The organism is Corynebacterium sp. ES2775-CONJ (assembly GCF_024814515.1).
In the GTDB taxonomy this organism is placed as follows: domain Bacteria; phylum Actinomycetota; class Actinomycetes; order Mycobacteriales; family Mycobacteriaceae; genus Corynebacterium.
Genome location: NZ_JANUXT010000003.1, coordinates 49,043 through 73,858, shown reverse-complemented (window position 1 = coordinate 73,858; position 24,816 = coordinate 49,043). Strand labels below are relative to the sequence as shown.

The 24,816-nt window shown below is 53.6% G+C and carries 25 protein-coding genes; 20 read left to right on the top strand and 5 right to left on the bottom strand.

Annotation, left to right across the window (positions count from 1 at the left end):
* Nucleotides 1-71: 71 nt before the first annotated feature.
* The 10 genes from NXT01_RS04350 (at nt 72) to NXT01_RS04305 (ending at nt 7,862) form a co-directional block, all read left to right on the top strand.
* A complete protein-coding gene (locus tag NXT01_RS04350) occupies nt 72-311 on the top strand; it encodes an ATP synthase F0 subunit C (protein ID WP_259077993.1) in 240 nt (79 codons plus the stop codon).
* 33 nt (nt 312-344) lie between these two features.
* Complete coding sequence (locus NXT01_RS04345; RefSeq protein WP_259077991.1) at nt 345-893, top strand: F0F1 ATP synthase subunit B; 549 nt, start codon at nt 345-347, stop codon at nt 891-893.
* An 8-nt stretch (nt 894-901) separates the two neighbouring features.
* Nucleotides 902-1,720, top strand: coding sequence for a F0F1 ATP synthase subunit delta (locus NXT01_RS04340; protein ID WP_259077989.1), 819 nt, complete (start codon nt 902-904; stop codon nt 1,718-1,720).
* 63 nt (nt 1,721-1,783) lie between these two features.
* A complete protein-coding gene (atpA, locus tag NXT01_RS04335; protein WP_259077987.1) occupies nt 1,784-3,412 on the top strand; it encodes a F0F1 ATP synthase subunit alpha in 1,629 nt (542 codons plus the stop codon).
* A 57-nt stretch (nt 3,413-3,469) separates the two neighbouring features.
* Nucleotides 3,470-4,447 (top strand): F0F1 ATP synthase subunit gamma, encoded by a 978-nt coding sequence (locus tag NXT01_RS04330; protein WP_259077985.1) that lies wholly within the window; start codon nt 3,470-3,472, stop codon nt 4,445-4,447.
* A 3-nt stretch (nt 4,448-4,450) separates the two neighbouring features.
* The gene (atpD, locus tag NXT01_RS04325) at nt 4,451-5,896 is read left to right on the top strand and encodes a F0F1 ATP synthase subunit beta (RefSeq protein WP_259077983.1); all 1,446 of its coding nucleotides are present in this window, start codon (nt 4,451-4,453) and stop codon (nt 5,894-5,896) included.
* Between the two features lie 14 nt (nt 5,897-5,910).
* Nucleotides 5,911-6,282 (top strand): F0F1 ATP synthase subunit epsilon, encoded by a 372-nt coding sequence (locus tag NXT01_RS04320; RefSeq protein ID WP_259077982.1) that lies wholly within the window; start codon nt 5,911-5,913, stop codon nt 6,280-6,282.
* Between the two features lie 100 nt (nt 6,283-6,382).
* Nucleotides 6,383-6,838, top strand: coding sequence for a DUF2550 domain-containing protein (locus NXT01_RS04315; RefSeq protein ID WP_259077980.1), 456 nt, complete (start codon nt 6,383-6,385; stop codon nt 6,836-6,838).
* A 33-nt stretch (nt 6,839-6,871) separates the two neighbouring features.
* Nucleotides 6,872-7,570, top strand: a complete 699-nt coding sequence (gene nucS, locus NXT01_RS04310; RefSeq protein ID WP_259077978.1) for an endonuclease NucS — start codon at nt 6,872-6,874, stop codon at nt 7,568-7,570.
* 4 nt (nt 7,571-7,574) lie between these two features.
* A complete protein-coding gene (locus NXT01_RS04305; RefSeq protein ID WP_259077976.1) occupies nt 7,575-7,862 on the top strand; it encodes a hypothetical protein in 288 nt (95 codons plus the stop codon).
* A 3-nt stretch (nt 7,863-7,865) separates the two neighbouring features.
* Here NXT01_RS04305 and mce read toward each other — a convergent pair whose 3' ends face one another.
* Nucleotides 7,866-8,312, bottom strand: a complete 447-nt coding sequence (gene mce / locus NXT01_RS04300) for a methylmalonyl-CoA epimerase (RefSeq protein WP_396124731.1) — start codon at nt 8,310-8,312, stop codon at nt 7,866-7,868.
* A 72-nt stretch (nt 8,313-8,384) separates the two neighbouring features.
* Between mce and NXT01_RS04295 the strand changes: the two genes are divergently transcribed.
* On the top strand, nt 8,385-8,693 hold the full coding sequence (locus NXT01_RS04295; protein ID WP_259077974.1) for an MTH1187 family thiamine-binding protein: 309 nt from the start codon (nt 8,385-8,387) through the stop codon (nt 8,691-8,693).
* A 12-nt stretch (nt 8,694-8,705) separates the two neighbouring features.
* The gene (locus tag NXT01_RS04290; RefSeq protein WP_259077972.1) at nt 8,706-9,548 is read left to right on the top strand and encodes a tetratricopeptide repeat protein; all 843 of its coding nucleotides are present in this window, start codon (nt 8,706-8,708) and stop codon (nt 9,546-9,548) included.
* 55 nt (nt 9,549-9,603) lie between these two features.
* Here NXT01_RS04290 and glgB read toward each other — a convergent pair whose 3' ends face one another.
* Nucleotides 9,604-11,823, bottom strand: a complete 2,220-nt coding sequence (gene glgB / locus NXT01_RS04285) for a 1,4-alpha-glucan branching protein GlgB (RefSeq protein ID WP_259077970.1) — start codon at nt 11,821-11,823, stop codon at nt 9,604-9,606.
* Nucleotides 11,824-12,210: 387 nt separating this feature from the next.
* Nucleotides 12,211-14,247 carry a maltotransferase domain-containing protein gene (locus NXT01_RS04280; protein WP_259077962.1) on the bottom strand — a complete coding sequence of 679 codons (2,037 nt, stop codon included), beginning with the start codon at nt 14,245-14,247 and terminating at the stop codon, nt 12,211-12,213.
* A gap of 194 nt (nt 14,248-14,441) precedes the next feature.
* Here NXT01_RS04280 and NXT01_RS04275 point away from each other — a divergent pair, with 194 nt between their 5' ends.
* The 6 genes from NXT01_RS04275 to NXT01_RS04250 all read left to right on the top strand — a co-directional run bounded on the left by NXT01_RS04275 (nt 14,442) and on the right by NXT01_RS04250 (nt 20,303).
* On the top strand, nt 14,442-15,227 hold the full coding sequence (locus tag NXT01_RS04275) for an ABC transporter ATP-binding protein (RefSeq protein WP_259077954.1): 786 nt from the start codon (nt 14,442-14,444) through the stop codon (nt 15,225-15,227).
* A 12-nt stretch (nt 15,228-15,239) separates the two neighbouring features.
* Nucleotides 15,240-16,037 (top strand): NUDIX domain-containing protein, encoded by a 798-nt coding sequence (locus NXT01_RS04270; RefSeq protein ID WP_259077953.1) that lies wholly within the window; start codon nt 15,240-15,242, stop codon nt 16,035-16,037.
* Entirely contained in the window at nt 16,034-17,212 is a 1,179-nt protein-coding gene (locus NXT01_RS04265; protein ID WP_259077951.1) for a THUMP-like domain-containing protein, read from the top strand. The genes NXT01_RS04270 and NXT01_RS04265 overlap by 4 nt, the downstream gene beginning before the upstream one ends.
* A gap of 134 nt (nt 17,213-17,346) precedes the next feature.
* A complete protein-coding gene (locus tag NXT01_RS04260; protein WP_259077950.1) occupies nt 17,347-18,144 on the top strand; it encodes an electron transfer flavoprotein subunit beta/FixA family protein in 798 nt (265 codons plus the stop codon).
* A 12-nt stretch (nt 18,145-18,156) separates the two neighbouring features.
* Complete coding sequence (locus tag NXT01_RS04255; protein ID WP_259077949.1) at nt 18,157-19,119, top strand: electron transfer flavoprotein subunit alpha/FixB family protein; 963 nt, start codon at nt 18,157-18,159, stop codon at nt 19,117-19,119.
* A gap of 44 nt (nt 19,120-19,163) precedes the next feature.
* Entirely contained in the window at nt 19,164-20,303 is a 1,140-nt protein-coding gene (locus tag NXT01_RS04250) for a cysteine desulfurase family protein (RefSeq protein WP_259077947.1), read from the top strand.
* A 33-nt stretch (nt 20,304-20,336) separates the two neighbouring features.
* Here NXT01_RS04250 and NXT01_RS04245 read toward each other — a convergent pair whose 3' ends face one another.
* Nucleotides 20,337-21,719 carry an alpha/beta hydrolase family protein gene (locus NXT01_RS04245; protein ID WP_259077945.1) on the bottom strand — a complete coding sequence of 461 codons (1,383 nt, stop codon included), beginning with the start codon at nt 21,717-21,719 and terminating at the stop codon, nt 20,337-20,339.
* 101 nt (nt 21,720-21,820) lie between these two features.
* Nucleotides 21,821-22,678 carry a spermidine synthase gene (locus tag NXT01_RS04240; protein WP_396124730.1) on the bottom strand — a complete coding sequence of 286 codons (858 nt, stop codon included), beginning with the start codon at nt 22,676-22,678 and terminating at the stop codon, nt 21,821-21,823.
* A gap of 64 nt (nt 22,679-22,742) precedes the next feature.
* Between NXT01_RS04240 and mnmA the strand changes: the two genes are divergently transcribed.
* Nucleotides 22,743-23,840 carry a tRNA 2-thiouridine(34) synthase MnmA gene (gene mnmA, locus NXT01_RS04235; protein ID WP_259077943.1) on the top strand — a complete coding sequence of 366 codons (1,098 nt, stop codon included), beginning with the start codon at nt 22,743-22,745 and terminating at the stop codon, nt 23,838-23,840.
* Nucleotides 23,840-24,814 carry a hypothetical protein gene (locus tag NXT01_RS04230; RefSeq protein WP_259077941.1) on the top strand — a complete coding sequence of 325 codons (975 nt, stop codon included), beginning with the start codon at nt 23,840-23,842 and terminating at the stop codon, nt 24,812-24,814. Before mnmA ends, NXT01_RS04230 begins: the two co-directional genes overlap by 1 nt.
* Nucleotides 24,815-24,816 lie beyond the last annotated feature (2 nt).

Here is a 24,816-nt window from a genome sequence, read left to right as displayed (position 1 = left end):
TCGCTAATTAATCACATATTTTTGAAACTTGCTCGGAAGAACTGAGCACGAAGAAAGGGAATGACACTCTCATGAATGAAGTCATCTTGGCTCAAGAAGCAGCTGGAGTTACCGGCTCCATTGCCACCCTCGGCTACGGCCTTGCAACCCTAGGGCCCGGCCTCGGCTTGGGTTTCCTTGTAGGTAAGGCTCTCGAAGGCATGGCACGCCAGCCAGAAATGGCCGGTCAGCTTCGTACCAACATGATTCTCGGTATCGCTTTCGTGGAGGCCCTCGCACTGATCGGTCTTGTCGCCGGCTTCATCTTGTAATTACTAACGACGACTAGGAAAGTTTGAGGATTCATGACGAACGTCATTTCTTTAGTAGCTGCAGACTCAGAAAATTCTGTGCTGCTGCCAGCGAATTACGACATCGTCTGGTCGCTCGTTGTATTCATCGTCGTGGGACTCGCCTTCTGGTTATATATCAACCCGAAGTACCAAGAGGTCCTATCCGAGCGTAAAGACCGTATCAAGGGCGGCATCCAGCGTGCTGAAGCAGCGCAATCGGAGGCCAAAGCAGCCCTCGAGAAGTACAACGCTCAGCTAGCAGAAGCTCGCACCGAAGCTGCCGAAATCCGTGAAGAAGCCCGCCAGAAGGGCAAGCAGATCGAGGCCGAGATGAGGGCCAAGGCAACCGAAGAAAGCCACCGGATTATTGAGTCTGGTGAGAAGCAATTAGCTGCCCAGCGGGAGCAGGTTGTAGCCCAATTGCGTAATGAGATGGGGCAGCATGCAGTGGCTTTGGCTGAGCGCCTCATGGCTGAGCAGTTGTCGGATGCAACCAAGCGTTCTGGCACCATTGATCGTTTCCTGGCCGATCTCGACACGGTCCCAGCGGCAGGAAAGTAGGCCTACTTATGCACGCAGCAAGTCGCTACGCACTCGCTCAGCTATCTGCCAGCCTCGACGAGGATCTGCGCGGAGAAGATCAGGCTATTGCGGCGGCCGCCCAGATCGGCACTGAACTATTCGACGTGGTGGAAGTTCTGGACGAGGAGCGCCGCTTGCGCACGTCGGTTGCCGATGTTTCCCTCAGCGCCGATCAGCGCGCGGGCCTCATTGCAGCTGTATTTGCCGACAAGGTGTCCTTGTCCACACTTAAGCTCCTCCGCGCGGCAGCGGCAAAGGAATGGTCAACTCCGCGAGAGTTTCGAGCTGGGCTCGTTCAACTAGGCCGTCGCGCAATCTTGCGTTCGGCTGACTTGCAGGGACAACTTTTGCAGGTGGAAGATGAACTCTTCCGCCTATCTAGGCTGCTCCTCAAGCAACCGCAACTTGCCCTGAGACTCGATGACCGGAGTGCTGACTCATTAAAGAGGCGTGAGCTATTTGCCCACATTCTTTATGGCAAAGTCACAGCTGCAACCGAAACCCTAGCATTACAGGTTGTGGGTCGGCGCGAGGCAAATATTATCGACGATCTCCACGAGATTTCGACATACGCCGCCAGCATGTGGGGGCGTGAGGTTGCTTACGTGGAATCTGCCGTTGAGCTTTCCGAGTCCCAAAAACAGGCGCTGTCAAGCAAGTTAGAGCGTATTTATGGTCGTGCGATGAGCATCCACTTAGAGGTTAATCCCAGCCTCCTCGGTGGCATGATCATCCGAGTTGACGACGAAGTAATTGATGGCTCCTATACCGGCAAGATTGACCGGTTGCGTCTTTTGCAAGTCTAAAACACGACAGAAACGAAGAAGATTAAGAAATTGCTGGAAGAAACTACCGAGAGCAGGAAAAACATGGCGGAGCTGACGATCTCCTCCGATGAGATCCGTAGCGCGATTGCGAACTACACCTCGAGCTACTCCGCGGAGGCCTCCCGCGAGGAGGTCGGAGTGGTTATTTCCACTGCTGATGGCATTGCCCAGGTGTCTGGACTCCCATCAGTAATGGCTAACGAGCTCATCGAATTCCCAGGCGGCGTTATAGGCGTCGCGCAGAACCTCGATACCGACCGCATCGGTGTTGTGATCTTGGGTAATTATGAGACATTAAAAGAAGGCGACGAAGTTAAGCGCACCGGTGAGGTGCTGTCGATTCCCGTGGGCGATAATTTTCGCGGGCGCGTCATCAACCCCCTTGGTCAACCCATCGATGGCTTGGGGGCTATCGAGGCTGAAGAGGATCGCGTCCTAGAACTACAAGCCCCCTCAGTCCTTGAGCGTCAGCCCGTGGGAGAGCCCATGCAGACGGGTATTAAAGCTATTGACGCTATGACTCCCATCGGTCGCGGTCAGCGCCAGCTGATTATTGGCGACCGCAAGACCGGCAAGACAGCCGTGTGTGTCGATACGATTTTGAATCAAAAGGCGAACTGGGAATCGGGCGATAAATCCAAGCAGGTGCGCTGCATCTACGTGGCTATCGGCCAAAAAGGCTCGACTGTGGCTGCTCTGCGCAAAACCTTAGAGGAACACGGCGCTCTGGAGTACACCACCATTGTGGCTGCTCCAGCATCCGATTCCGCTGGCTTTAAGTGGTTGGCTCCTTTCGCAGGAGCGGCCCTCGGACAGCACTGGATGTACCAGGGCTACCATGTCCTGGTGGTCTACGATGATTTGACCAAGCAGGCAGAGGCTTATCGTGCGATCTCGTTGTTGCTGCGTCGTCCTCCAGGACGTGAGGCCTACCCCGGTGACGTCTTCTACCTGCACTCCCGACTACTCGAGCGCGCCGCGAAACTGTCCGATGAGCTAGGCGCTGGCTCGATGACCGCTCTACCGATCATCGAGACCAAGGCAAACGATGTTTCCGCCTTCATTCCTACCAACGTGATCTCGATCACCGATGGTCAGGTCTTCCTCGAGTCAGATCTCTTCAACCAGGGTGTTCGCCCCGCAATCAACGTCGGTGTTTCAGTGTCCCGTGTCGGTGGTGCCGCACAGACGAAGGGGATGAAGAAGGTTTCTGGTTCTCTACGTCTCGATCTTGCCGCTTACCGAGATCTCGAGGCCTTCGCCACTTTCGCCTCCGACCTTGATCCAGCATCCAGAGCGCAGCTCGATCGTGGTTCACGCCTGGTTGAACTGCTCAAGCAACCCGAGAATTCACCACAACCAGTAGAAGATCAGATCGTATCCATCTGGCTGGCTAGCGAGGGGCATTTTGACAACGTACCCGTCGAAGATATTCGTCGCTTCGAACGTGAGTTGCTAGATTACCTACATGCTTCGCACCGCGCGATCTTCGACCAGATTGCTGGGGGTGCGGCTTTATCTGAAAGTAGCCAGGAGACCTTGGTCGAGCAGACCGAGAACTTCAAACGCAGCTTCCAGACCACCGATGGAACTCCTGTGATCAACGAAGTAGAGCCTGAGGCTCTGCCTGCTGATCAGGTGAAGAAGCATCAGCTGAAGGTTAAGAAATAAGAGCAATGACTCTTACGAGCATGACAAACATCAAGGAAAAGAAGGGAGGCGCTGTATATGGCAAGTCTTCGCGAATTGCGTAGCCGAATCCGTTCGGTTAACTCAACGAAGAAAATCACGAAGGCCCAGGAGCTGATCGCTACTTCGCGCATCACGAGAGCTCAGGCCCGCGTGGAAGCATCACAGCCATACGCCACCGAAATCCAAAATGTGATTGGTCGTCTGGCCTCAGCAAGTTCCCTCGATCACCCAATGCTGAGACTTCGAGATAATGCCCGACGGGCCGCCATTCTCGTGGTGACCTCAGATCGTGGAATGGCTGGAGGCTATAACTACAACGTCTTCAAGAAGACAGCGGAGTTGGAAAAGCTGCTGACCGCCGAGGGCTACGAAGTTGTGCGGTATATTTGTGGCAACAAGGGTGTGGGCTACTACAACTTCCGTGGCGGCGATTATGCTGGCGCGTGGGCGGGGTTCTCCCAAGATCCGTCCTGGGTAGATACGCACGACTTGCGTCGCCACCTAATCGACGGTTTCCTCGCTGGCTCCGACGGTCTTGCTAAATATCGTCCGGGCATCAACGGGGAAGAAGGCCAGGCAGTACCAGGGTTTGATTCTGTGCACGTTGTCTACACCGAGTTTGAGTCCATGTTGACCCAAACGGCGACCGCACACCAGCTGCTTCCTATAGAGCCGGTTGTAGAGACGACTGAGATTAAAAAAGGCGAAGACTTCCTCGATACCTCAGGCGAGCCAGAACCAGATTATTATTTTGAACCTGACGTGGAAACACTCATGGAGGCTCTGCTTCCTAAGTTCATCTCTCGAAGCCTTTTCGCTATGTTGCTGGAGGCCTCGGCAGCAGAATCAGCTTCGCGTCGTAACGCGATGAAATCTGCCACGGACAACGCCAACGAGTTGGTCAAAGACCTCTCGCGGGTGGCTAACCAAGCTCGTCAGGCGCAGATTACCCAGGAAATCACAGAGATTGTCGGTGGCGCAGGCGCGCTCGCCGAAAGCGGAGAAAGTGACTAGATTATGACCACAGCTCTCACAGAGCAACAAACCCAGGCCGCGGCTACCGCGGGCCGCGTAGTGCGCGTTATTGGGCCGGTCGTCGACGTGGAATTTCCGCGCGGCGAGCTCCCGGCACTCTTTAACGCGCTGACTGTCGATATCGACCTCGAGGCAGTTGCAAAGACCATCACGCTCGAGGTGGCCCAACACCTGGGCGACAATATCGTGCGAACCGTTTCCATGGCGCCTACTGACGGCCTCGTGCGAGGCGCTACCGTGACCGATAGCGGTAAGCCCATTAGCGTGCCCGTCGGCGACATCGTCAAGGGCCACGTCTTTAATGCCCTCGGCGACTGCCTTGATGAGCCAGGTCTTGGCCGCGACGGTGAGCAATGGGGCATCCACCGCGATCCGCCACCCTTCGACCAGCTCGAGGGTAAGACTGAAATCCTGGAGACGGGCATTAAAGTCATCGACCTACTCACCCCTTATGTAAAGGGCGGTAAAATTGGCCTCTTTGGTGGTGCTGGCGTGGGTAAGACCGTTCTCATTCAGGAGATGATCACGCGTATCGCCCGCGAATTCTCCGGTACCTCGGTATTCGCTGGTGTTGGTGAGCGTACCCGCGAAGGAACCGACCTCTTCTTGGAGATGGAAGAAATGGGCGTGCTTCCAGATACAGCGCTGGTTTTCGGCCAGATGGATGAGCCCCCTGGAGTGCGTATGCGCGTCGCTTTGTCGGGCCTCACCATGGCGGAGTATTTCCGTGACGTCCAGCACCAGGACGTGTTGCTGTTCATCGATAATATCTTCCGCTTTACCCAAGCAGGTTCCGAGGTTTCCACGCTGCTCGGTCGTATGCCTTCGGCTGTGGGTTACCAGCCCACCTTGGCTGACGAAATGGGTGTGCTGCAGGAGCGAATTACTTCCACTAAAGGTCGTTCGATTACCTCCTTGCAGGCCGTCTACGTGCCAGCCGACGACTACACCGACCCTGCACCGGCGACAACCTTCGCCCACTTGGATGCCACCACCGAACTTGACCGTGCTATTGCATCAAAGGGTATCTACCCTGCAGTGAACCCGCTGTCTTCGACTTCCCGTATCCTGGAGCCGGGCATCGTGGGTGAGCGCCACTATACCGTTGCCCAGCGTGTGATCAATATTTTGCAGAAGAACAAAGAGCTCCAAGATATTATCGCTATTCTCGGTATGGATGAGCTGTCAGAAGAAGATAAAATCACGGTGGCTCGTGCCCGCCGTATCGAGCGATTCTTAGGGCAGAACTTCTTTGTTGCCGAGAAATTCACTGGTATTCCTGGCTCCTATGTGCCATTAGAGGAAACCATTGATGCATTCGAGCGCATCTGCGACGGCGAGTTCGATCATTATCCCGAGCAAGCTTTCAACGGCTTGGGCGGTTTGGAAGATGTAGAAAACGCCTACAAAAAGTTGTCTGAGAAATAGGAAGAGGCACGCACATGGCTGATATCACCGTGGAACTCGTTTCTCCCGAGCGTATGCTGTGGAGTGGCACCGCGACGATTGTTACCGCGCAGACCACCGAAGGTGAGATTGGCGTGCTCGCTGGGCACGAACCTATGCTGGGACAGCTCGTGGACAATGGTGTTGTAACCATCAGCCCAACTGATGGGGAAAAGCGCTACGCCGCTGTGCAAGGTGGCTTCTTATCCGTCTCAAAGGAGAAGGTCACGATCCTAGCGGAGTATGCCGTTTGGGCTTCGGAGATTAATTCCTCCGACTCTACGCAACGTCTGCAAGATCCCGATAAGGTAGCCAAACTTCGCGCTCAGGCTGAATTAAAGGCACTCAAACGTAGCGGTCGCTCGTAGAGCAGCCGTGTATATGGTGAGATCCCCGAGATAAGTTTTTTCTCCGGGGATCTCACCGTATTATTATTCTCATAAACGCTGGATATAAAAGGGGAGAATCATGGTATCTGGGTTGCTCTGGTTGTTATCGGCAATACTGCTCACGACCGCACTCCTTGCCGCGTGGCGATTCTTTAGGTATCGACCACAGGGCTCAGCCATGGCAATACGGACGATGCCTACCTCTGGAATCCATGGGTGGCGCTTTGGTAGCGCCCATTATTCTTATCAAACTTTAAAATTCTATAAACTACGCTCGATCCGCCCTGGTGAGGATCTTAATTTCAACCGGTCTTCCATCGAATTATTAGGTCAACGTGATACCAGCTCTGCTGAACGAACCTTCTTCGGTGATGGAGAACCGGTTTTTATTTTCTCTCACGGGGACACCACCTACGAGGCGCATGCTACCAGCCTCGTTCGCTTGGCATTCACGGCTTGGATCGAGTCTGCCCCAGATATCCGTACCGATCGCATGTCGGTGCAGGAATTAAGGCACCAGAGCAATTCTGATTAATGAAGCCAGTGATCGTGAGCTAGGCTAGAATTTATGCGTCTCGTTATAGCACGGTGTTCAGTTAATTATGTGGGCCGCCTCGAAGCCCATCTGCCCATGGCCGATCGTCTCTTGCTTTTGAAAGCTGATGGATCCGTCTCCGTTCACGCTGATGACCGTGCGTACAAACCTCTAAATTGGATGACGCCCCCATTGACGGTGACCGAGACCGAAGATCCCAAGGATTTTCCCGAGGGCGCCAGCGATCTAGTTAGCTACTGGATAGTGGAGAATAAAAAGGGTGAACAACTGCGCATCAGTATCGAAGCTATCCATTCAGATATCTCCTACGAGCTGGGTGTCGATCCCGGTCTAGTCAAAGACGGAGTGGAAGCTCACCTCCAGGAGCTACTAGCCGATAATATTGAGGTGATGGGGGAGGGTTATAGCCTTATTCGGCGTGAGTATATGACACCTATTGGCCCTGTAGACATCCTATGCCGCGATGACCAGGGAAATACCATAGCCGTAGAGATTAAGCGCCGTGGCGGAATTGATGGGGTCGAACAACTGTGCCGCTATGTGGAACTACTGAACCGAGATCCACTCTTGGCACCTGTCCAGGGAGTATTTGCTGCTCAAAGTATTAAACCACAAGCTCGCACGCTTGCTGAGGATCGCGGTCTTTCCTGCCTTGTACTTGACTATAACGAATTACGGGGAAGTGAAAGCAGCGAGTTGAGGTTATTCTAGGTCGATGGGACGAAAAAATAGACGAGCTAATATCAGCTCGTCACATCAGCTTCCCAGTCATGGGGCCGCGTTTTTTGGAACTCGTGAGGTTGTCGGACCTCGGTGGGCCCAGGGAGAGATATTTCTCATGCGACTCATGGGTAGCAGCACTGCCAAAAAGTACTATATTTGCCCTGGCTGCAATCAGAATATCCCCCCGGGTATTACCCACGTAGTGGCTTGGCCCAAAGACTATGGCGGACGAGCGGAAGATCGTCGTCATTGGCATCGGGCCTGCTGGGAAAGGCGATAGAATTTAGTGCTGTGGCTGGGTGAGTTCGAGAAGTACTCCGCCAGCATCCTTCGGGTGCACAAAGTTGATTCGGGCTCCGCCGGTACCAGTCTTTGGCTCGGGATAGAGGAGGCGGACGCCCTGCTCCTTCAGGTGAGCACTGAGGGCGTCAATATCACTGGTGCGAAGGCACATCTGCTGCAGGCCAGGGCCCTTCTTAGAGATGAACTTTGCAATTGTTGATTCTTCGTTGAGTGGCGCCAGAAGCTGGATCATACCGTCGGTTTTACCCAGATTCTTAGGGCCGACCATGGCCTCGGTGACGCCCTGTTCTTCGTTAACTTCCTGGTGGTGGTTAACCCAGCCGAAAGCAGAGGCGTAGAACTTCAGAGCTTCGTCAAGATCTGGAACAGCAATACCTACGTGATCTAGGCAGATCACGAGATTTTCGGGAATATTCAATGTCGTCATAGTTATCGATATTACCCCCTTATCTCTGGGAAAACATGCTGTGTGAAATAGATCAAGCGCTAGAATGGTCGTATGATAATTGCTTTTTCCGTTGCCCCCACAGAGGTTCCGAATCCCACCGCAGAAATGAGCGAGGCGGTAGCCGCCGCAGTAAAAATAGTTCGCGAATCCGGATTGCCTCACGAAACAAATGCCATGTTTACGTTGATCGAAGGCGAGTGGGATGAGGTGATGGATGTGGTCAAGCGCGCGACTGATGCGGTCTTGGAGGTGTCACCTAGGGTAGGTTTGGTCATCAAGGCAGATATCCGCCCTGGATATACCAACCAATTGCGTGCCAAAGTTGAATCAGTTGAGCGCCATCTTGCCAACTCCCAGTAGAAAGAACTTTTTATGACCAACTTTTCTGGTGCTGTAGATCTAGCAGCCATTTCCAAACCTGCCGTCGCTGGTGTACCCACCTTTGTGGATCTCACAATGGACAATATTCAGCATGAGTTAGTGGAACGCTCGGCGCAGGTACCCGTAATTGTCATTGTGGGAACCCCTCGGAGCCCAGAATCGGAGCAACTCAAAAGCGATTTTAAACAGTTAGTGACCGCTAACCCCGGTAAATATGTGGTCGCCTATGTAGACGCGGACGCCAGTCCTGATATTGCGCGCATGTTTGGTATTCAGGGCTTACCCACCGTTGTTGCTTTTGCCTCCGGTCAACCACTGGCCAATTTTGAAGGCGGGCAGCCACGTGAAGCTTTAACACAATGGCTCAAGGCGATTCTGGAGGCTGTTGGAGACCAGTTGCCGGGGTTAGAGAACGAAGAGCCCGATGGCGATCCTCGGTTTGAGCCGGCTACTGCCGCCTTAAACGACGGAGATTATGATGCCGCTATTGCAGTTTACGAGTCAATTCTTGCCTCAGAGCCTAAGAACCAAGAGGCGTTGCGAGCTCGCGACAGCGCTCACGTGCTCAAAAGGTTAAATGAGGCCTCAAAATCAGACAACGATCCAATTACCTGGGCACAGCAGAATCCCAAAGATATCGACGCTCAGTTCGCTGCAGCTGACGCATATATTGCGGCTGGGGCACCGGAGCAAGCCTTCGATACGCTCATCGGAGTGTTGAAAATAGATACGCCGAAGGTACGCGATCGACTCCTTGAGCTATTTTCTCTTTTCGATGTCTCCGATGCGCGTGTTATCGCAGCACGTCGCGCGATGGCTTCAGCTCTCTTTTAATTAGACTCAAAAGAAAAGCCCACCGAAGTGGGCTTTTCTCTATTTATGTCGCAATTTATGGGCGCCTATTACCAGTCCATTGATAGAACTGAGCGCTAATTGCTGGAATGGCGATGGTCAGGGAGTGTTCATAACCATCCCACGCGGTATCCCACGCTTCGACATCGGTCTCCACATAGTTATCGCCGCCCTGGTAAACACCAGCATCAGTATTAAGAATACAATGCCAGTTTCCTGATGCAGGAACACCAAATTTATAACTAGTCTGAGGGGAGCCGCCGAGGTTGAAGACACAAAGGATTTTCTCTCCGTCTCGACCGTGACGCACAAACGCGAGGATATTATTGCTTGCGTCATCGGACTTGGTCCACGAGAAGCCGTCGGGAGTATTGTCTAGGCTGTACAGGGCGGGGGAGCTCTCATAGATACCGTTGAGATCACGCACTAAATTCTGCAGAGCGTCGTGATATTCGCCCTCCCAGCCAGACATATTGTCCCAGTCTAGGGAACGAGCCTCGGACCACTCCATGATTTGACCGAACTCTTGACCTTGGAAGAGTAATTTCTTGCCGGGGTGAGCGTACATATAGGCGTAGAGAGTCCTAAGACCAGCTGCCTTCTGCCAAGCGTTCCCAGGCATCTTAGTCCACAGTGAACCCTTCCCGTGAACCACTTCATCATGGCTGAAGGGGAGGCAGAAATTTTCAGAGAAGGCGTAGACGAGAGAGAAGGTGATCTCGTTGTGATGCCATGATCGGTGGATAGGATCGAGCTTGAAGTACTCCAAGCTGTCGTTCATCCAGCCCATATTCCATTTCAAATCGAAGCCGAGACCGTTAAATTCGGTGGGGGAGGTCACCCCGGGCCATGAGGTAGATTCCTCAGCAATGGTGAGCGCACCGGGGAAGGTTTTGTGAACGGTAGCATTCATCTCTTGGAGGAATTGCACTGCTTCTAAGTTTTCCCGACCGCCGTAGATATTGGGCAGCCATTCGCCCTCTTTGCGCGAGTAATCGAGATAGAGCATGGAAGCCACGGCGTCAACGCGCAAACCATCGATATGGAATTGGTCAATCCAATAAAGGGCATTTGCTACCAAGAAGTTACGGACCTCGTTGCGGCCAAAGTCGAAGACATAGGTACCCCAGTCCATCTGTTCGCCACGGCGCCAATCGGGATGCTCGTAGAGAGCCTGGCCGTCGAAGCGGCCGAGGGCGAAATCATCCTTAGGAAAGTGTGCAGGAACCCAGTCCATGATCACACCAATGCCCTCCGCGTGGAAAGCGTCGACTAGTTCTCGGAACTCATCGGGACTACCCCAGCGGGCAGTTGGGGCGTAGTAGCCGGACACTTGGTAACCCCAGGAACCGCCAAAGGGATGCTCGGCTACGGGCATGAATTCGACGTGCGTATAGCCCATATCTTTCACGTAGGCGACGAGTTCAGTCTTGAGCTCGTGATACCCCAGGCCCATGCGCCACGAACCTAGGTGCACCTCGTAAACACTCATTGGCTTATTGAGATGGTCAGCGTGCTCGCGGTTGCGTAGCCACGACGCATCTTTCCACTTATAGTTATTCGCCACCACAATGGAGCCGGTGCGTGGTGGCTCCTCAGCTGCGCGCGCCATGGGGTCGGCTTTGTCGAGGCGCCAACCTTGCTGGGTATGGATAGCGAATTTGTAGACACAGCCAGCTTCCAGCCCCGGGATGAACAGTTCCCAGATTCCGGAGTCACCGAGCGAGCGCATCGGGAATTGGTTGGGATTCCACCCGCAGAAATCACCGATAACGGCCACACCCGCTGCGTGAGGAGCCCATACTGCGAAGGAGACACCTGAGACTGTGCCCATGGTGGTCTCATATTGGCGAATATGCGCACCCATCACATCCCAGAGGCGTTCGTGGCGGCCCTCCTTGATAAGATGCATGTCCAGCTCGCCCAAGGTGGGAAGGAAGTGGTAGGGATCAGCCTCGATGGTGGTCAGATCCTTATTCCAGGTGACCTTTAGGCGATAGTCTTCGAGAGTGGCACCTTTTTTTATGGTGGCGGTGAAGATGTCATCTCCGATTGCGTCGAGCTTGCGGGTTTTGCCATCAGCAGTGAGTATTTCTACCTTTTCAGCTCCCAGTTGCCTGGTACGTATGATGGCATCGCCGTTCTCAAGAGCGTGCCACCCATAGATGCCGTGTGGATCATAATGACGGCACTGCGTTAATAGTCCGCGGTCGTGGTCGTCGAGACCGGCGGGGTTATAGGTGGTGAACTCAGCCATAATTAGCTTCTTTCTTTCGCTCGTACTCCATAGGTAGCTGGGTTTTCAAAACCCACAGAGATTCCGCCCTGCACCCTCGAAGGCTATGTAACTTAGCTCATAGTTTGGATGAAGATGGAATCACAACACATAGCTTTAGTTTAGCTTCCTCCATCCTAAAGCCCTATTTCTAAGATCGGTTTTAGGGCCCAAAAAATAGGGAGATTAAACACAGTGGGATAAAACCCCCGCATAGCGCACGATAAGCCACAGTTCGCATTGAGATTGCTGCCCCAATTACCCCCGAAGGTAGGGAAGACTGCGCCCACATCTGCGGGAATCTCTCAGGAGTTTTTCCAGCAGAAAAGGAAAACCCCACCCCCTGAAATCAAGGGTGGGGGACAAGTCCTAGGGGCGATAATCCGTTATAGTGCGCTTTCTTATGCGCTCGAGGGCGTCACCAGATACCTTGGGCAAGCTCAAAATATGGGCGACGTCTTGCAAAGGCTCAAGTCGGACGTAAGTTCGATCGCTCCACGGGAAATTCTGACCTGTAATCATATCGTGCACGTTAAATTGCTCACCAGGGGCTAGGCCAATGGCCCCCATATCGAGTTCCACCATCGTTTCCTGAGCATGGAAAGAATCGAGATTGACGATAATCAAGATGGCGTCCCCAGTGACAGGATCGATCTTGGTATAGGCAATGATCTGATCATTGGCAGTGTGGTGGAAATGGATCTGACGCAGTTGTTGGAGAGCGGGGTGAGCACGCCTGATCTCATTGAGAGTCGTGATATACGGTTCGAGGGAATCACCCGATTCGACGGCAGCCTCAAAATCGCGGGGTCGCAATTGATATTTCTCGCTATCGAGATATTCTTCACTGCCCTCGTTAGCTGCTTGAGACTCATAGAGCTCATAGCCGGAATAGACACCCCATAGTGGAGAGAGAGTTGCCGCCAACGTAGCGCGGATGGCGAAGATGGCCCGCCCGCCGTACTGCAAAGAGGCGTGCAGAATATCAGGAGTGTTGACAAAGAGATTCGGGCGTGAGCAGTCGGCCATTGTAGCAATTTCGTGGGCGAAATCGATGAGCTCAGACTTAGACGTCTTCCACGTGAAGTAAGTATAGGACTGCGAGAATCCTACCTTGGCTAAACCGTAGAGTTTGGCCGGTCGCGTAAAAGCCTCAGCTAGGAAGATCACCTCAGGATTGGTGGCACGTACTTCAGTAATCAGCCATTGCCAGAAATTAGCAGGCTTAGTATGAGGGTTGTCTACTCTGAAGGTCTTAACCCCAAGACTGATCCAGTATTGCACCACACGTAGGATCTCAGCATAAATATCGCCTTGGTTATTGTCGAAATTCAGCGGATAGATATCCTGATATTTCTTTGGTGGGTTCTCCGCAAAGGCGATAGTGCCATCGGGAAGGGTCGTAAAGAAATCTGGGTGGCTGTGTGCCCACGGGTGATCCGGAGCCGCCTGCAAGGCGAGGTCCAGCGCTACTTCCAAGCCTAGTTTCTCGGCGTGGGAGATAAGTTTCTTGAAATCTTTAGCATCACCTAGTTCTGGGTGGAAGGCGTCGTGACCGCCTGCGGCGGAGCCGATGGCCCATGGGGAGCCTACATCATTAGCTTCTGCGACAAGAGAATTATTTTTCCCTTTGCGATTGATTTCGCCAATGGGATGAATGGGCGGGAAATAAACGGTATCAAAGCCCATTCGAGCTACGCGGTCGAGTGCCTGGGCCGTGGTGGCAAAGGTTCCGTGAACCGGTTTTCCATTGGAGTCGACTCCGCCGGTGGACCGTGGGAATAGTTCATACCATGAATTCACCAGAGCTTCGCGGCGTTCAACTAATACCTTGTGTAAGGGAGAGGATGTAAGAAGTTCCCGTATCGGGAATTCGTGCAGGATCTCCAGAACCTCATGAGACAGGCTGGGAGCTACGCGCACCCTCAAGGATTCGGTCTCATCACGTAGCTCTTTGGCTACTGCGAGTAACGCCATTTTGTGGCTCTTTTTGCGTACCTTTTGAGCAGCCCGCTCGAATAGAAGTGCTCCGGTTTCGAAGTCATTGCGAAGCTCTTCGGCCTTTTGTCCAGCCTCGATCTTTTTGGTAATCGCGTTGCGCCAGGTACTCATGGGATCGCTCCAGGCCTCAACTTTGAAGGACCACTGACCTGGAGTATCAGGAATGAAAAAGGCGTGGACGAGGTCAGGGTTATTCGCCTCAGGGCGCATACTAAATCGAACGCGATTCGCTGCCAGCCGGGAATCCGCGGGGCCTTGAACTACGAGAGTGCCGACGATAGCATCATGCCCTTCACGCCAGACGAGGGCACTAACTGGAACCAGCTCACCCACGACTGCTTTCGAGGGATGTTCCCGGGCGGAAAGTACGGGGCGAATATCTTCGATCGCAAGTCGTCCTGTCACGATTGTCTCCATTATGAGTAGGGTGCCAATTGGCATAGCTAAGAAAAAGGCAGCACCGCAGTGCGCTTATTATCCAATCTAGTCATGTGACGGAGATAAGGAAGAGCAATTCACTGTGACATTTATTTGATGTGTCGTTAAGAAGTTGGTGTCACTTCACTCCTGGATGGTGAAGATAAGGAAGAATAGGATATATGACTCATATCCTCGATCTGCGCGATATAAGCCTTATCAGGCAGTCCAAGCCCATTATTAAAGATCTCAGCTGGAAGGTCAGCCCTGGTCAACGATGGGTTATTCTAGGCCCGAATGGAGCCGGTAAAACTACACTGCTCCGTATCGCTGGAGCGGAGGAATTCCCTACCCGAGGGAGTGTGCGGATTCTCGACGAGCAGGTAGGTCGGACGGATATGCGTGATCTGCGCAGCATGATCGGCTTTAGTTCGCCGAGCCTTGCGACTCGTATCCCACATGATGAGAACGTAATCGATCTTGTGGTGTCCGCAGGATATGCAATCGTGGGGCGATGGCGCGAAGAATACGATGAGCATGATATTGCCCGCGCTCAAGCTCTTCTGGAACGCATGGGTGCAGGTCACCTCGCAGATCGGCGGTTTGGCTATTTAAGCGAAGGTGAACGCAAACGCGTGCTTATTGCGCGCGCGCTCATGACTGACCCAGAATTGCTCCTACTCGATGAGCCAACCGCAGGTCTAGATCTTGGCGGGCGCGAGGATCTAATGGGATACTTAGGTGCTATCGCCCGCGATGAAGATGCCCCGGTCTTGGTCATGATCACCCACCATGTGGAAGAAATTCCAGCAGGATTCAGTCACGCATTACTTCTTGACCAGGGACAGATTGTCACTCAGGGGCCGATTGCTGATGTAGTGACAAGTGAAAACCTCAGCAAGCTCTACGACCAGCCGCTGGTTGTTGACGAAATTGACGGGCGTTATTTTGCGCGTCGACAAGAATAAAGAAGGAGCGTAATGTCGCCAGCTGTTACCGGATTGGGTAATGCCCGGCTTGCCGTGACCGTCCTGATGATCCGTGACAGTGCCCGCGGCTTAGAAGTCTATATTCAAGAACGCGTATCGTCGATGCCCACTTTTCCTAATGCCACCGTATTCCCCGGTGGCGGTGTGGATGAGCGCGATCTTGAGCAGCATGCCGACAGCCCATTGTGGTCTGGTCCGAGCGCACATACGTGGAGTTCCACATTAGGAATTGAGCCGAATAAAGCCTGCGCCCTCATTATGGCTGCCGGCCGCGAGCTGTTCGAAGAAACTGGAACCCTTCTGGCATCAGATCAACAGGGGGAATTAATTGCCGATGCGCACCCGTACCATCCGCAGCGTATGGCCCTAGAATCGCATAGATTGTCTTTTTCTGAGGTGCTCAAGACTCACCGACTGACACTGCGCTCGGAAGTGCTTTATCCCTATGCTAGGTGGGTGAGTCCAATCAACGCCCGTCACCGGTTCGATATGTTCTCTTTCATCGTTGCTCAACCTCGTGGCCAAGAACCTGATGGTCGTACGCGCGAAGCCGCCTCTACGGGGTGGTTTAGCCCCGAGCTGGTGCTCAGAGGTTGGCATGAGGGCCTGCTGCAATTGGTGATACCTACATGGGCTCACTTAAAATTTCTCAGCGCTTTTTCCTCTGTGGACGAAGTTCTCACCAACATTAAAGGACGCGAGATTACTCCTGTGGTGGGGGATCCATATCACGATCCGCGCTTTGAAAAATTCTACTCCCACACTCCACCCCAGAGATTTCAACTATGAGTTTCAGTGCCGACGAGGTCGATTATCTCATAGCTCAGCACGATGAGATTGCGGCGGTAGCGCCGAGATTAACGTGGGATAAGAAAAATGCGCTTCGCAATGCCACAGTGATGCGCTCTCTATTTCCTGAGCATTCCCGGGCCGTGATGGAGTTGCTGTCGGCGCGCTTAGCCGCCAAAACGAAACTCCCAGAGTCGTGGCTTATGTGCACCGAATCAGCGCAGCAGGCTACTCCTGCAGAGGTTGCTTTGCAGCGTGCTCACAGATTGTCCCTCTATGGGGGAGTAGTCCATGATATAACGTGTTCAATCGGAACCGAGGGGCTAGCTGTGTCCCACTATGGATTAACATATTGGGGTTCTGATCTTGACCGAATTCGCCTCAAGATGGCGAGGCATAACCTCGGTGACCGTGCCCTCATTCACCAAGCAGATGCACTCCAACCCGCGGTTCGTCGAGGCGATATCATCATTGCGGACCCAGCGAGACGGCAAGGGGGGCGTCGACTCCTCAAGCCAGAAGATCTGCTGCCTCCACTGCCGGATCTCATCAAGTCCTATGCGGGAAGAGAGCTGGCAATTAAATGCGCTCCTGGCCTAGACTATCGATTTTGGCCAGGCTTGGTGAGCGTTAGCAGTGTTGACGGCGGGGTAAAAGAGGTGTGCCTATACAGCGAAGGCCTGAGCGGAGGATCAAAGCGCGAGGCGCTCGTTATCGTCAAAGGTAAAGTGGACCGACTCAACGACGATCTGCCACAGGACTGTCAGGTTAAAGAACCCGGACGTTTTATAATCGACCCTGACGGCGCTGTGGTGCGGGCCGGCTTAGTCCGCCACTATGCCGTCCGAGAAAAACTGTGGATGCTTGACGAGCGTATTGCTTTTCTCAGTGGCGATGCCATTCCACCAGGACATAGCGGATTTGAATTTCTGGAAGCGGTGTCGCTAAAAAAACTGCGCAAGGCAATGGATTACTACCAGGCGGGTAGTGTGGAGATTCTCATCCGCGGTGTGGAGAAAGACCCCGACCAGCTACGCCGGAGTTTGAAATTACGCGGAAAAAATCACCTAACCCTAGTACTTGCTCGAATCGGTGACGATCATATTGGTTTTATCTGCGGTCCGAGGCAATGGGGAGGAAGTCACCCGAATTACATGGCTGTTACGACAGCTTGATTAAACAGCTAGAAGTATTCGCAGTTTACCGATTCCTATTGGGGCAGTAGTGTGGGTGGGGCGTGATATTTTTCTCAAATTTGGCGCTAGCGTAGTTAGCCAACGATAGAAAACGGCAATAGAAAGGGCGATAGATGCCAGCAATCGTAGTATTGGTAAAAAACGTTCCTGATACCTGGTCGGCGAAATCTCTCAAGCAGGATTACACCCTTGATCGGGAAAGCGTTGACAATGTGCTCGATGAAGTTAATGAATATGCTGTGGAGCAGGCGCTACAGTTGCGGGATTCCTTAGACAACAGCGAGGTCGTGGCGCTTTCCGTGGCGCCAAATAACGGCCAAGAAGCTCTGCGAAAGGCCTTAGCTATGGGCGCAGATCGAGCTATTCAGGTAGCTGATGAGGCTCTCGCCGGCTCCGATATCATGGGCACCGCATGGGTAATTACAAATGCTCTCAATCTCGTTGATGATATTGCCCTCATTATCGCCGGACAAGCTTCCTCAGATGGCGCCATGGGAGCGCTGCCCGGCATACTAGCCGAATACCGCAGTTGCCCAGCGCTGACAAGTTGCACCGAAGTGAAGCTATCAGGTGCTACGGTTACTGCTACGCGCCAAACCCATTCCGGAATCTGGGAGGTCGAAGCGCAAATACCAGCGGTAATTTCGGTGACTGATCAGGCAGACAAGCCCAGGTTCCCAAATTTTAAGGGCATCATGGCCGCTAAGAAAGCAGAAATCCCCGTGTATAGCCTGGAGGATATTGGGGTGGCTGCCGAGCAGGTTGGTTTAGCCCATGCTGCTACGCGTATCACTCATGCAGTCTCACGCGGGGTGCGTGGTCGAGGAGAGACAATCTACGGCGATGCCGATACCCAAGCCGAGGCGGTAGTGGAATTCCTTGCCGCTAGGAATCTACTTACACGGAATTAAAGGAGCAAAGCTATGTCTCAAGCCTATATTCTCGTCGATTATGCTGGCGATACTCTTGCGCCCTCGACTATCGAGCTCTTGCATGCTGCTCGCGTCCTAGGATCTGTTACGGCTGTGGTGGTTGGTGAGCCCGGGAGTCATCTTCGCTTTGTCGAGGACTTAAAGGCACACGGCGCTGATACCATTATCGGGGCTGAGGTGGCCGATTATTCGCGTCGAACCATTATTCCTGAAGTTGATGCCCTAAGTATGCTTGCGGCTGGAAATCCTGGACCCATCGTAGTCAGCGCCGGCATTGAGGGCAATGAAATCGCTGGCAGGCTCGCTGCTCGACTCGCCTCGGGGGTGCTTTGCGATGTAGTAGCCATCAACTCCGATCGCAGCGCCACCATGAGCATCTTTGGAGACTCTATTGAAGTCAATGCAGTCGTAGGAGGTACCAGCCCAATTTATACGCTGCGCCAGGGTGCCGTTGATTCTCGCCAAGAGATTAGTGCAGGGGCTGGGGCTGTCAGCAGCTTCGCGCTTCCTTCTCACGGCGCTAAGGATTGCACTATTACGTCCTTTAGCCCAGTCGAGGCTGGCGAACGGCCGGATCTGAGTCAAGCAAAGGTAGTCATTTGTGCTGGCCGCGGAATTGACTCGGCCGAGAATTTCCACGAGCTCGCCGAACCTTTGGCCGATCTATTCGAAGGGGCGGTGGGTGCAACCCGCGATGTGGTTGACCTCGATTGGTATCCCGGGCAATACCAGGTGGGGCAGACAGGCGTGACTGTCAGCCCTGATCTCTACATTGGTCTCGGTATCTCTGGAGCCATCCAGCATACATCCGGAATGCAGACCTCGCGGACGGTCATCGTGATCAATAACGACGAGGACGCACCGTTTTTCCACATAGCGGATCTAGGTATAGTGGGTGACCTCCATGAGGTCGTGCCACTAGTGATTGAGAAGATCAAGGCTCGTCGTAGCTAAATAGGCCGCTAAATAGGCTGCGCTGCAATTAGGAGGGAGAAGCCTTGGTATACCTTGACCATGCCGCCACAACACCGATGCGCGCGGTCACCAAAAGTGCATGGCTGGAGGCGAGCACCTACCTGAATCCAGCCGGCCAGTATGGGGCAGGGCGACAGGCTCGAAGTGTGCTCGACGATGCCCGCGAACTCGTAGCCAGTCTCTTAGGTGCAGAACCCATTGAGGTTGTTTTCACAGCTAGCGGCACCGAAGCAGACAATCTCGCGATTCAAGGCTACTACGAGGCGCGGGGTGCCACCCACCCTCGAGTGATTAGTTCCGACATAGAGCACGCTGCTGTTTATGATACCGTACGCCATCTCGAGGCAAGCAGAGGAGCACACCTCGAGCTACTCCCAGCCGACCGTAGCGGCTTTATCCATGATGCCCACGACGCTCTCGACCAACCCGCGGCGGTGGCTAGTTTCATGTGGGCCAATAATGAAACTGGCGCGATACAACCAATATCGAGCCTCATTGCCGGAGCTGCCGCTACTGGTACCCCGGTCCATATTGATGCTGTCCAGGTGGCAGGCAAAATCCCCATCGATTTCGCGGCGCTGGGGGCTAGTTCGCTGGCTGTGTCCGGACACAAATTCGGTGGGCCCCGAGGTGTCGGAGTGCTGTTAGTGAAACGCAACCCCGCTCCACGTCCACTTTTCCATGGAGGGGGTCAAGAGCGAGGGCTACGGTCAGGGACCGTGGACGTTGCTGGAGCGTGGGCTCTTGCACGCGCGCTGGAGGAGGCAGTCGCGGACATCGACGCAGAAAATAGGCGCTTGGAACGGTTGAAGGAGAAAGTGCTTCGCACAGTTTCCGACACCGTTGATGACGTGCTGATCAATACTCCGGAGCTCTCCTTATCGAGCCATATAAATTTCTCTTTTCCCGGCTGTGAGGGGGATAGCCTCATCATGCTTCTCGACGCGATGAATATCGCTGCTTCAACCGGGTCCGCCTGTGCCAACGGAGTTAACCGTGCTTCGCGGGTGCTGCTGGCCCAGGGCCTCGATGACGCTACAGCGAGGGGAACCCTACGCATTACCTTGGGCTATACCACCACCGAGGATGACGTCGATACGCTTTTAGCGGCGCTGCCTAAGGTAGTCGAACGAGCGCGAGCCGCTGGAATGGCGTCCACGTAGAAAAACTGCCTGCTCTGTAAGCAGGCAGTTTCTTTATTCGAAAGGAAGTTGGTTGAGGTCAGCTTCAGTCAGGGTTGATCTAGTCTCGCTCGGGGCCAGATTCTCGTCGCTGTCTGTATTGCTGTCTTCGTCGGTTGCGCGCATCCGGAATGCGTGGGGTAATACCTCCTCGTTGTCGATGCCGAACCCTTTAGCGTAGGTGGGCCAGGAATCCTCCATATCACGGACCCAGTAGGACCAGGTGTGGACGCCTGTATTGCGGAAATTATAGGTCGCCGGGATCCCCAGGTGATCTAGTTTCGCTTTAAGATCATGAGTGCATGAATTGGTTGCAGCCTCGATCACTCCACCGGATACCGTCACTTCGGCAGACCCTCCCAAGGCTTCCGTGCTTTGCTCCGGGGTACTTGTCTTGGAATTAACAAAAGAGCTAAATACCTCGCTTGCGGAAACTAGGCCCGAACCATTGGAGATATAGATCGTTTTATCGCGAAGTCCAGGAGCTTGGATCAAAGCATCATGGGCCTTGTTGCGCTCGGATCCCAAAGGGCCCCATATTGACGCTGGGCTCTCCCCGTCGCGGTTCACGGTGAATTGAGCCCATAGGGCTGGTAGCGGCTTCGATGTAGCAGCGCAGCCAGAATATGAACCGACTACATCATAGAAATCGGGATTGCGCTCGGCTAGTAGTAGCGACGAGGTCGCAGACATACTCATACCTACGATGCCCCGGCGCTGACTGTCAGCCTCCAGTTCTGCCTCTAAAGGGCCAGGTAATTCTTTAGTAAGGAAGGTCTCCCAGCGCTGCGGCCCCTTGAGATAGGTATCGCCTTGGGGTTCCTTCAGCCAATCCACATAATAGGAAAAGGCACCACGCATCGGGATGACCACATTGATATTCTTTTTCCAGTAAAAATCGAGCGCTTGAGTATTACTTACCCACGTCACACGTTGCTCACCGCCACCGGCACCATTGAGCAAATAGAGAATCGGTCGATTGGGGTCTTTAGCCTTAATAACCACCAACGGAATACTACGATTATTCATAGACGGTGAGGTCGCCTGAATCTCCACAATTCGATCATCACCGTGGCGCTGGTTGAAATAATCAATCCGTTGCCGGAAACGATCATCGTTGAACTCGGCATCAGCGGGGCGATCTTCTGGACGCATCACCGTCAATTGCGATAAAGCCACCGGAACGGCTTCTGCAGGATCTTCTTCTGCGATGGAGAGTTCTGTCTGTGAGGGTGCGGCGATCTCATCCCTGAGGGTCTCCGTACCTAAAACTTCGGCTGACACGAGGTTGTCAGCAGCAGTAAAAGATGAGTCTTCTGCGTGACTGAGAGCTGGATGAGCTACCAAGCTCGCAACTAAAAAACTGATCGCTGTAAGACCTACGGACGATTTACTCATAACGCTCCTTGCGAGAGGGACAACCTGGTTGGAAATCTTAGTGCACTTAGAATAGCAGCCTTTATCTAACTACAATCGTCGCCATTGCTTGCCCGCTATGATCAGTCATGCAGAATCTTACCGCTGGCACAAAATTGCTTAACCCACTCCTCATCCTTATATTGAGCTGGAACCGCACCGCGCAACAGCATCTTTGTCATATGAGGTGCCTGATCACGTAAAGGCAGGGGAGAAGAAGAAGCGAGTAAAATCATATTCCCATAGCGTCGCCCTTTCAGCATCGCAGGATCGGCAATCGCCGCGCGGTAGGGAAAAATCTCTCCCATAGTTTTCAATTCCGATTTAGCTAGACTGAGATCGGAGTGGTCTCCGCAATTTGCGCAGTACAGACCGCTGGAGTCTAGGGAGGCAGCCACCTGATGGAAAAACTCAATAGTTCTAAGAGATGAAGGAGTTTGATCACCGGCGAATACGTCTCGAATGATGATGTCTCGCGAGCGATCGACAAAGGAATCAGTCACAGTACGAGCATCGCCCACTCGAATTTTCAACTGGGGGCTGCGGGGCAGATCAAACCACTCGCGCACCATACGAGCTAAATCTCCATCGATTTCCACCACAGTATTTCGGGACGCCGGATACCGTGCCACCATATACCTTGCCAGCGAACATGCCCCACCTCCTAGGTGCGTCACCCGCAACTTCTGCGGATCCAGGCAGTTCTCCACCCACGGCTCAATTGCAGCCACAATCCACCGCATATACTCATATTCAAGGCGGAGAGGGTCTTGGCTGATATGAGAAGACGGAACCCCGTTGACTAAAACCTCCCAGTCGCCCGGGCTGAAACTGTCTGCTCGCACCTCCACGCTTCCCGAGGACGTAGGATAAATTCCAGCCAGCTCGGACTTATCGGGAGTCTTCTTGTTTAGATGTGATAATCGTTGTTTTCGGCCCACAGTGCTCTAATACTAGAGTAGTAGACTCGCATTATCATCGACGCTCGAAAGAAGAGAGGGGCTTATGAGAGTTCTTGCAGCAATGAGCGGTGGCGTTGATTCCGCCGTCGCCGCCGCCCGCGCAGTACAAGCCGGCCACGAGGTCATCGGCGTTCACCTTGCTCTTTCTCGCGATCCGAAGTCCGTGCGCGAATCCTCCCGCGGATGCTGCTCTCTTGAAGATTCAGCCGATGCGCGCCGGGTATGCGATAAACTCGGTATTCCCTTCTACGTGTGGGACTTCTCTGACCGCTTCAAGACCGAGGTTATCGACGATTTTGTGGACTCCTATGAGCGCGGCGAAACCCCTAACCCCTGCTTAAGATGTAACGAAAAAATCAAATTTGAGGCCCTCCTCGAACGCGGGATTGCGCTAGGATTCGACGCCGTGGTTACCGGACACTACGCTCAGTTGACGCAAGTTGGTGACGGCGGCGATGGATATCTCCGCCGCGGGATCGATCCGCAAAAGGACCAGTCCTATGTTTTAGGTGTACTCGGGGCGAAGGAAATCGCACATTGCATGTTTCCTGTCGGCGATACGATTAAACCCGACATTAGACAAGAGGCAGCAACATTGGGTTTCTCGGTGGCAACCAAGCCGGACTCCTACGATATCTGTTTTATTCCCGACGGAAACACCCAAGCCTTCTTAGGAGCGCGCATCGGCCTCAGGCCAGGGATGATTGTTGACACCGAGGGCCGAGAGCTGCGCAGCCACGACGGGGCATGGAATTATACTATTGGTCAAAGAAAAGGTCTCGATATCAAGGAACCAGCTGCTGATGGTCAACCCCGATATGTCACTGATATTGATGCGGCAACCGGGACAGTGACAGTAGGTGCCAGAAAAGATCTCGAGGTCCGCACTATCACAGCTGATCGCCTCAAATACCTGCATCCTGATATGACTGGTGAATTTGAGGCTGAAGTTCAAGTTCGCGCTCACGGTTCGGTCGTACCGTGCACTGTTGTTATCGATCGCGAACGCGATACCATGACCATCGACCTTCATCATCCTCTTAGCGGTGTGGCGCGCGGGCAAGCGGCTGTCATCTATCGACCCGACCCTGGCGGAGATATTGTCTTGGGCTCCGGCACAATTTCTGGGACGAAGAACTAATGGATGCTTTTGCACGCGGCGAGTTCCCAGGAACAGACCTTGAAAGTGCTGCCGATATAATCTCCAGCGAAACGGGGAGCCTGCGAGCGATTCCACGGCTCGTGCAACGAGGCCTTGGTGCTGATCTGGTTGGACACACCATGGCCGTCATCGAAGAACTGCCTGTCGATATCGGACCCCGCTCATGGCGGCTTAGTGCCCGGCCGCAGCAGATCAGTAGGCGCCTATTCGATATGAGGGAAAGGGATCTGGACCAATTAGTGGAATTCTGGGGTCGAGGGGATATCCACTGTCACGTCATGGGCCCATGGTCACTGGCGAGCAGGATAGAGCTGCCTCGGGGACATCGCGCCATTACCGATCGCGGAGCAGTGGAGGAGATTTTTACGCTCTTCGCCGCTGGGGTGCAGCAGCATATACTCGACCTAAAGAAACGCTTTGGAAAACGGGTAACGCTCGCCATTTATGAGCCGGACGTGAAGGACCTCATGCGCGGAACGCTTCCAGGAACGAGTGACTTTGATCGAATCCCAGCGATGAACATGGAGGACCTCGCGCCTCGGTTGGCGCACTGTGTTTCTGTGCTGCCCAACGATAATACGTGGCTATACCTGCGCTCTCGCGAAGACTTTCAGATTGTCCAGCACGCTCAGTTTCCCGGGCTCATGGCTGATATCGATTCACTATGTACCGCTGAGATCCTCGATGCCTGCGGCGAAGCAGTTGCCTCAGGCATGCCGCTAGCGCTTGGCGCCGTCAACCCAAAAAAGCCATATGAGTCAGAAACAGATTTAGCCCAGCGAGTCATCCGGCTTGCAGATGAGTGGGCCATTGATCGCTGCCTGCTGCTCGAACGCCTCTCGATTACCCACACCGGCGACCTGAGTGAGGGTAGTCAGCCGGATGCCGCGCACACCCTCGAACGAGTGCGAAAGGTAGCGCAGATTTTAGAATATGCTGGCAGTGACCTCTAATA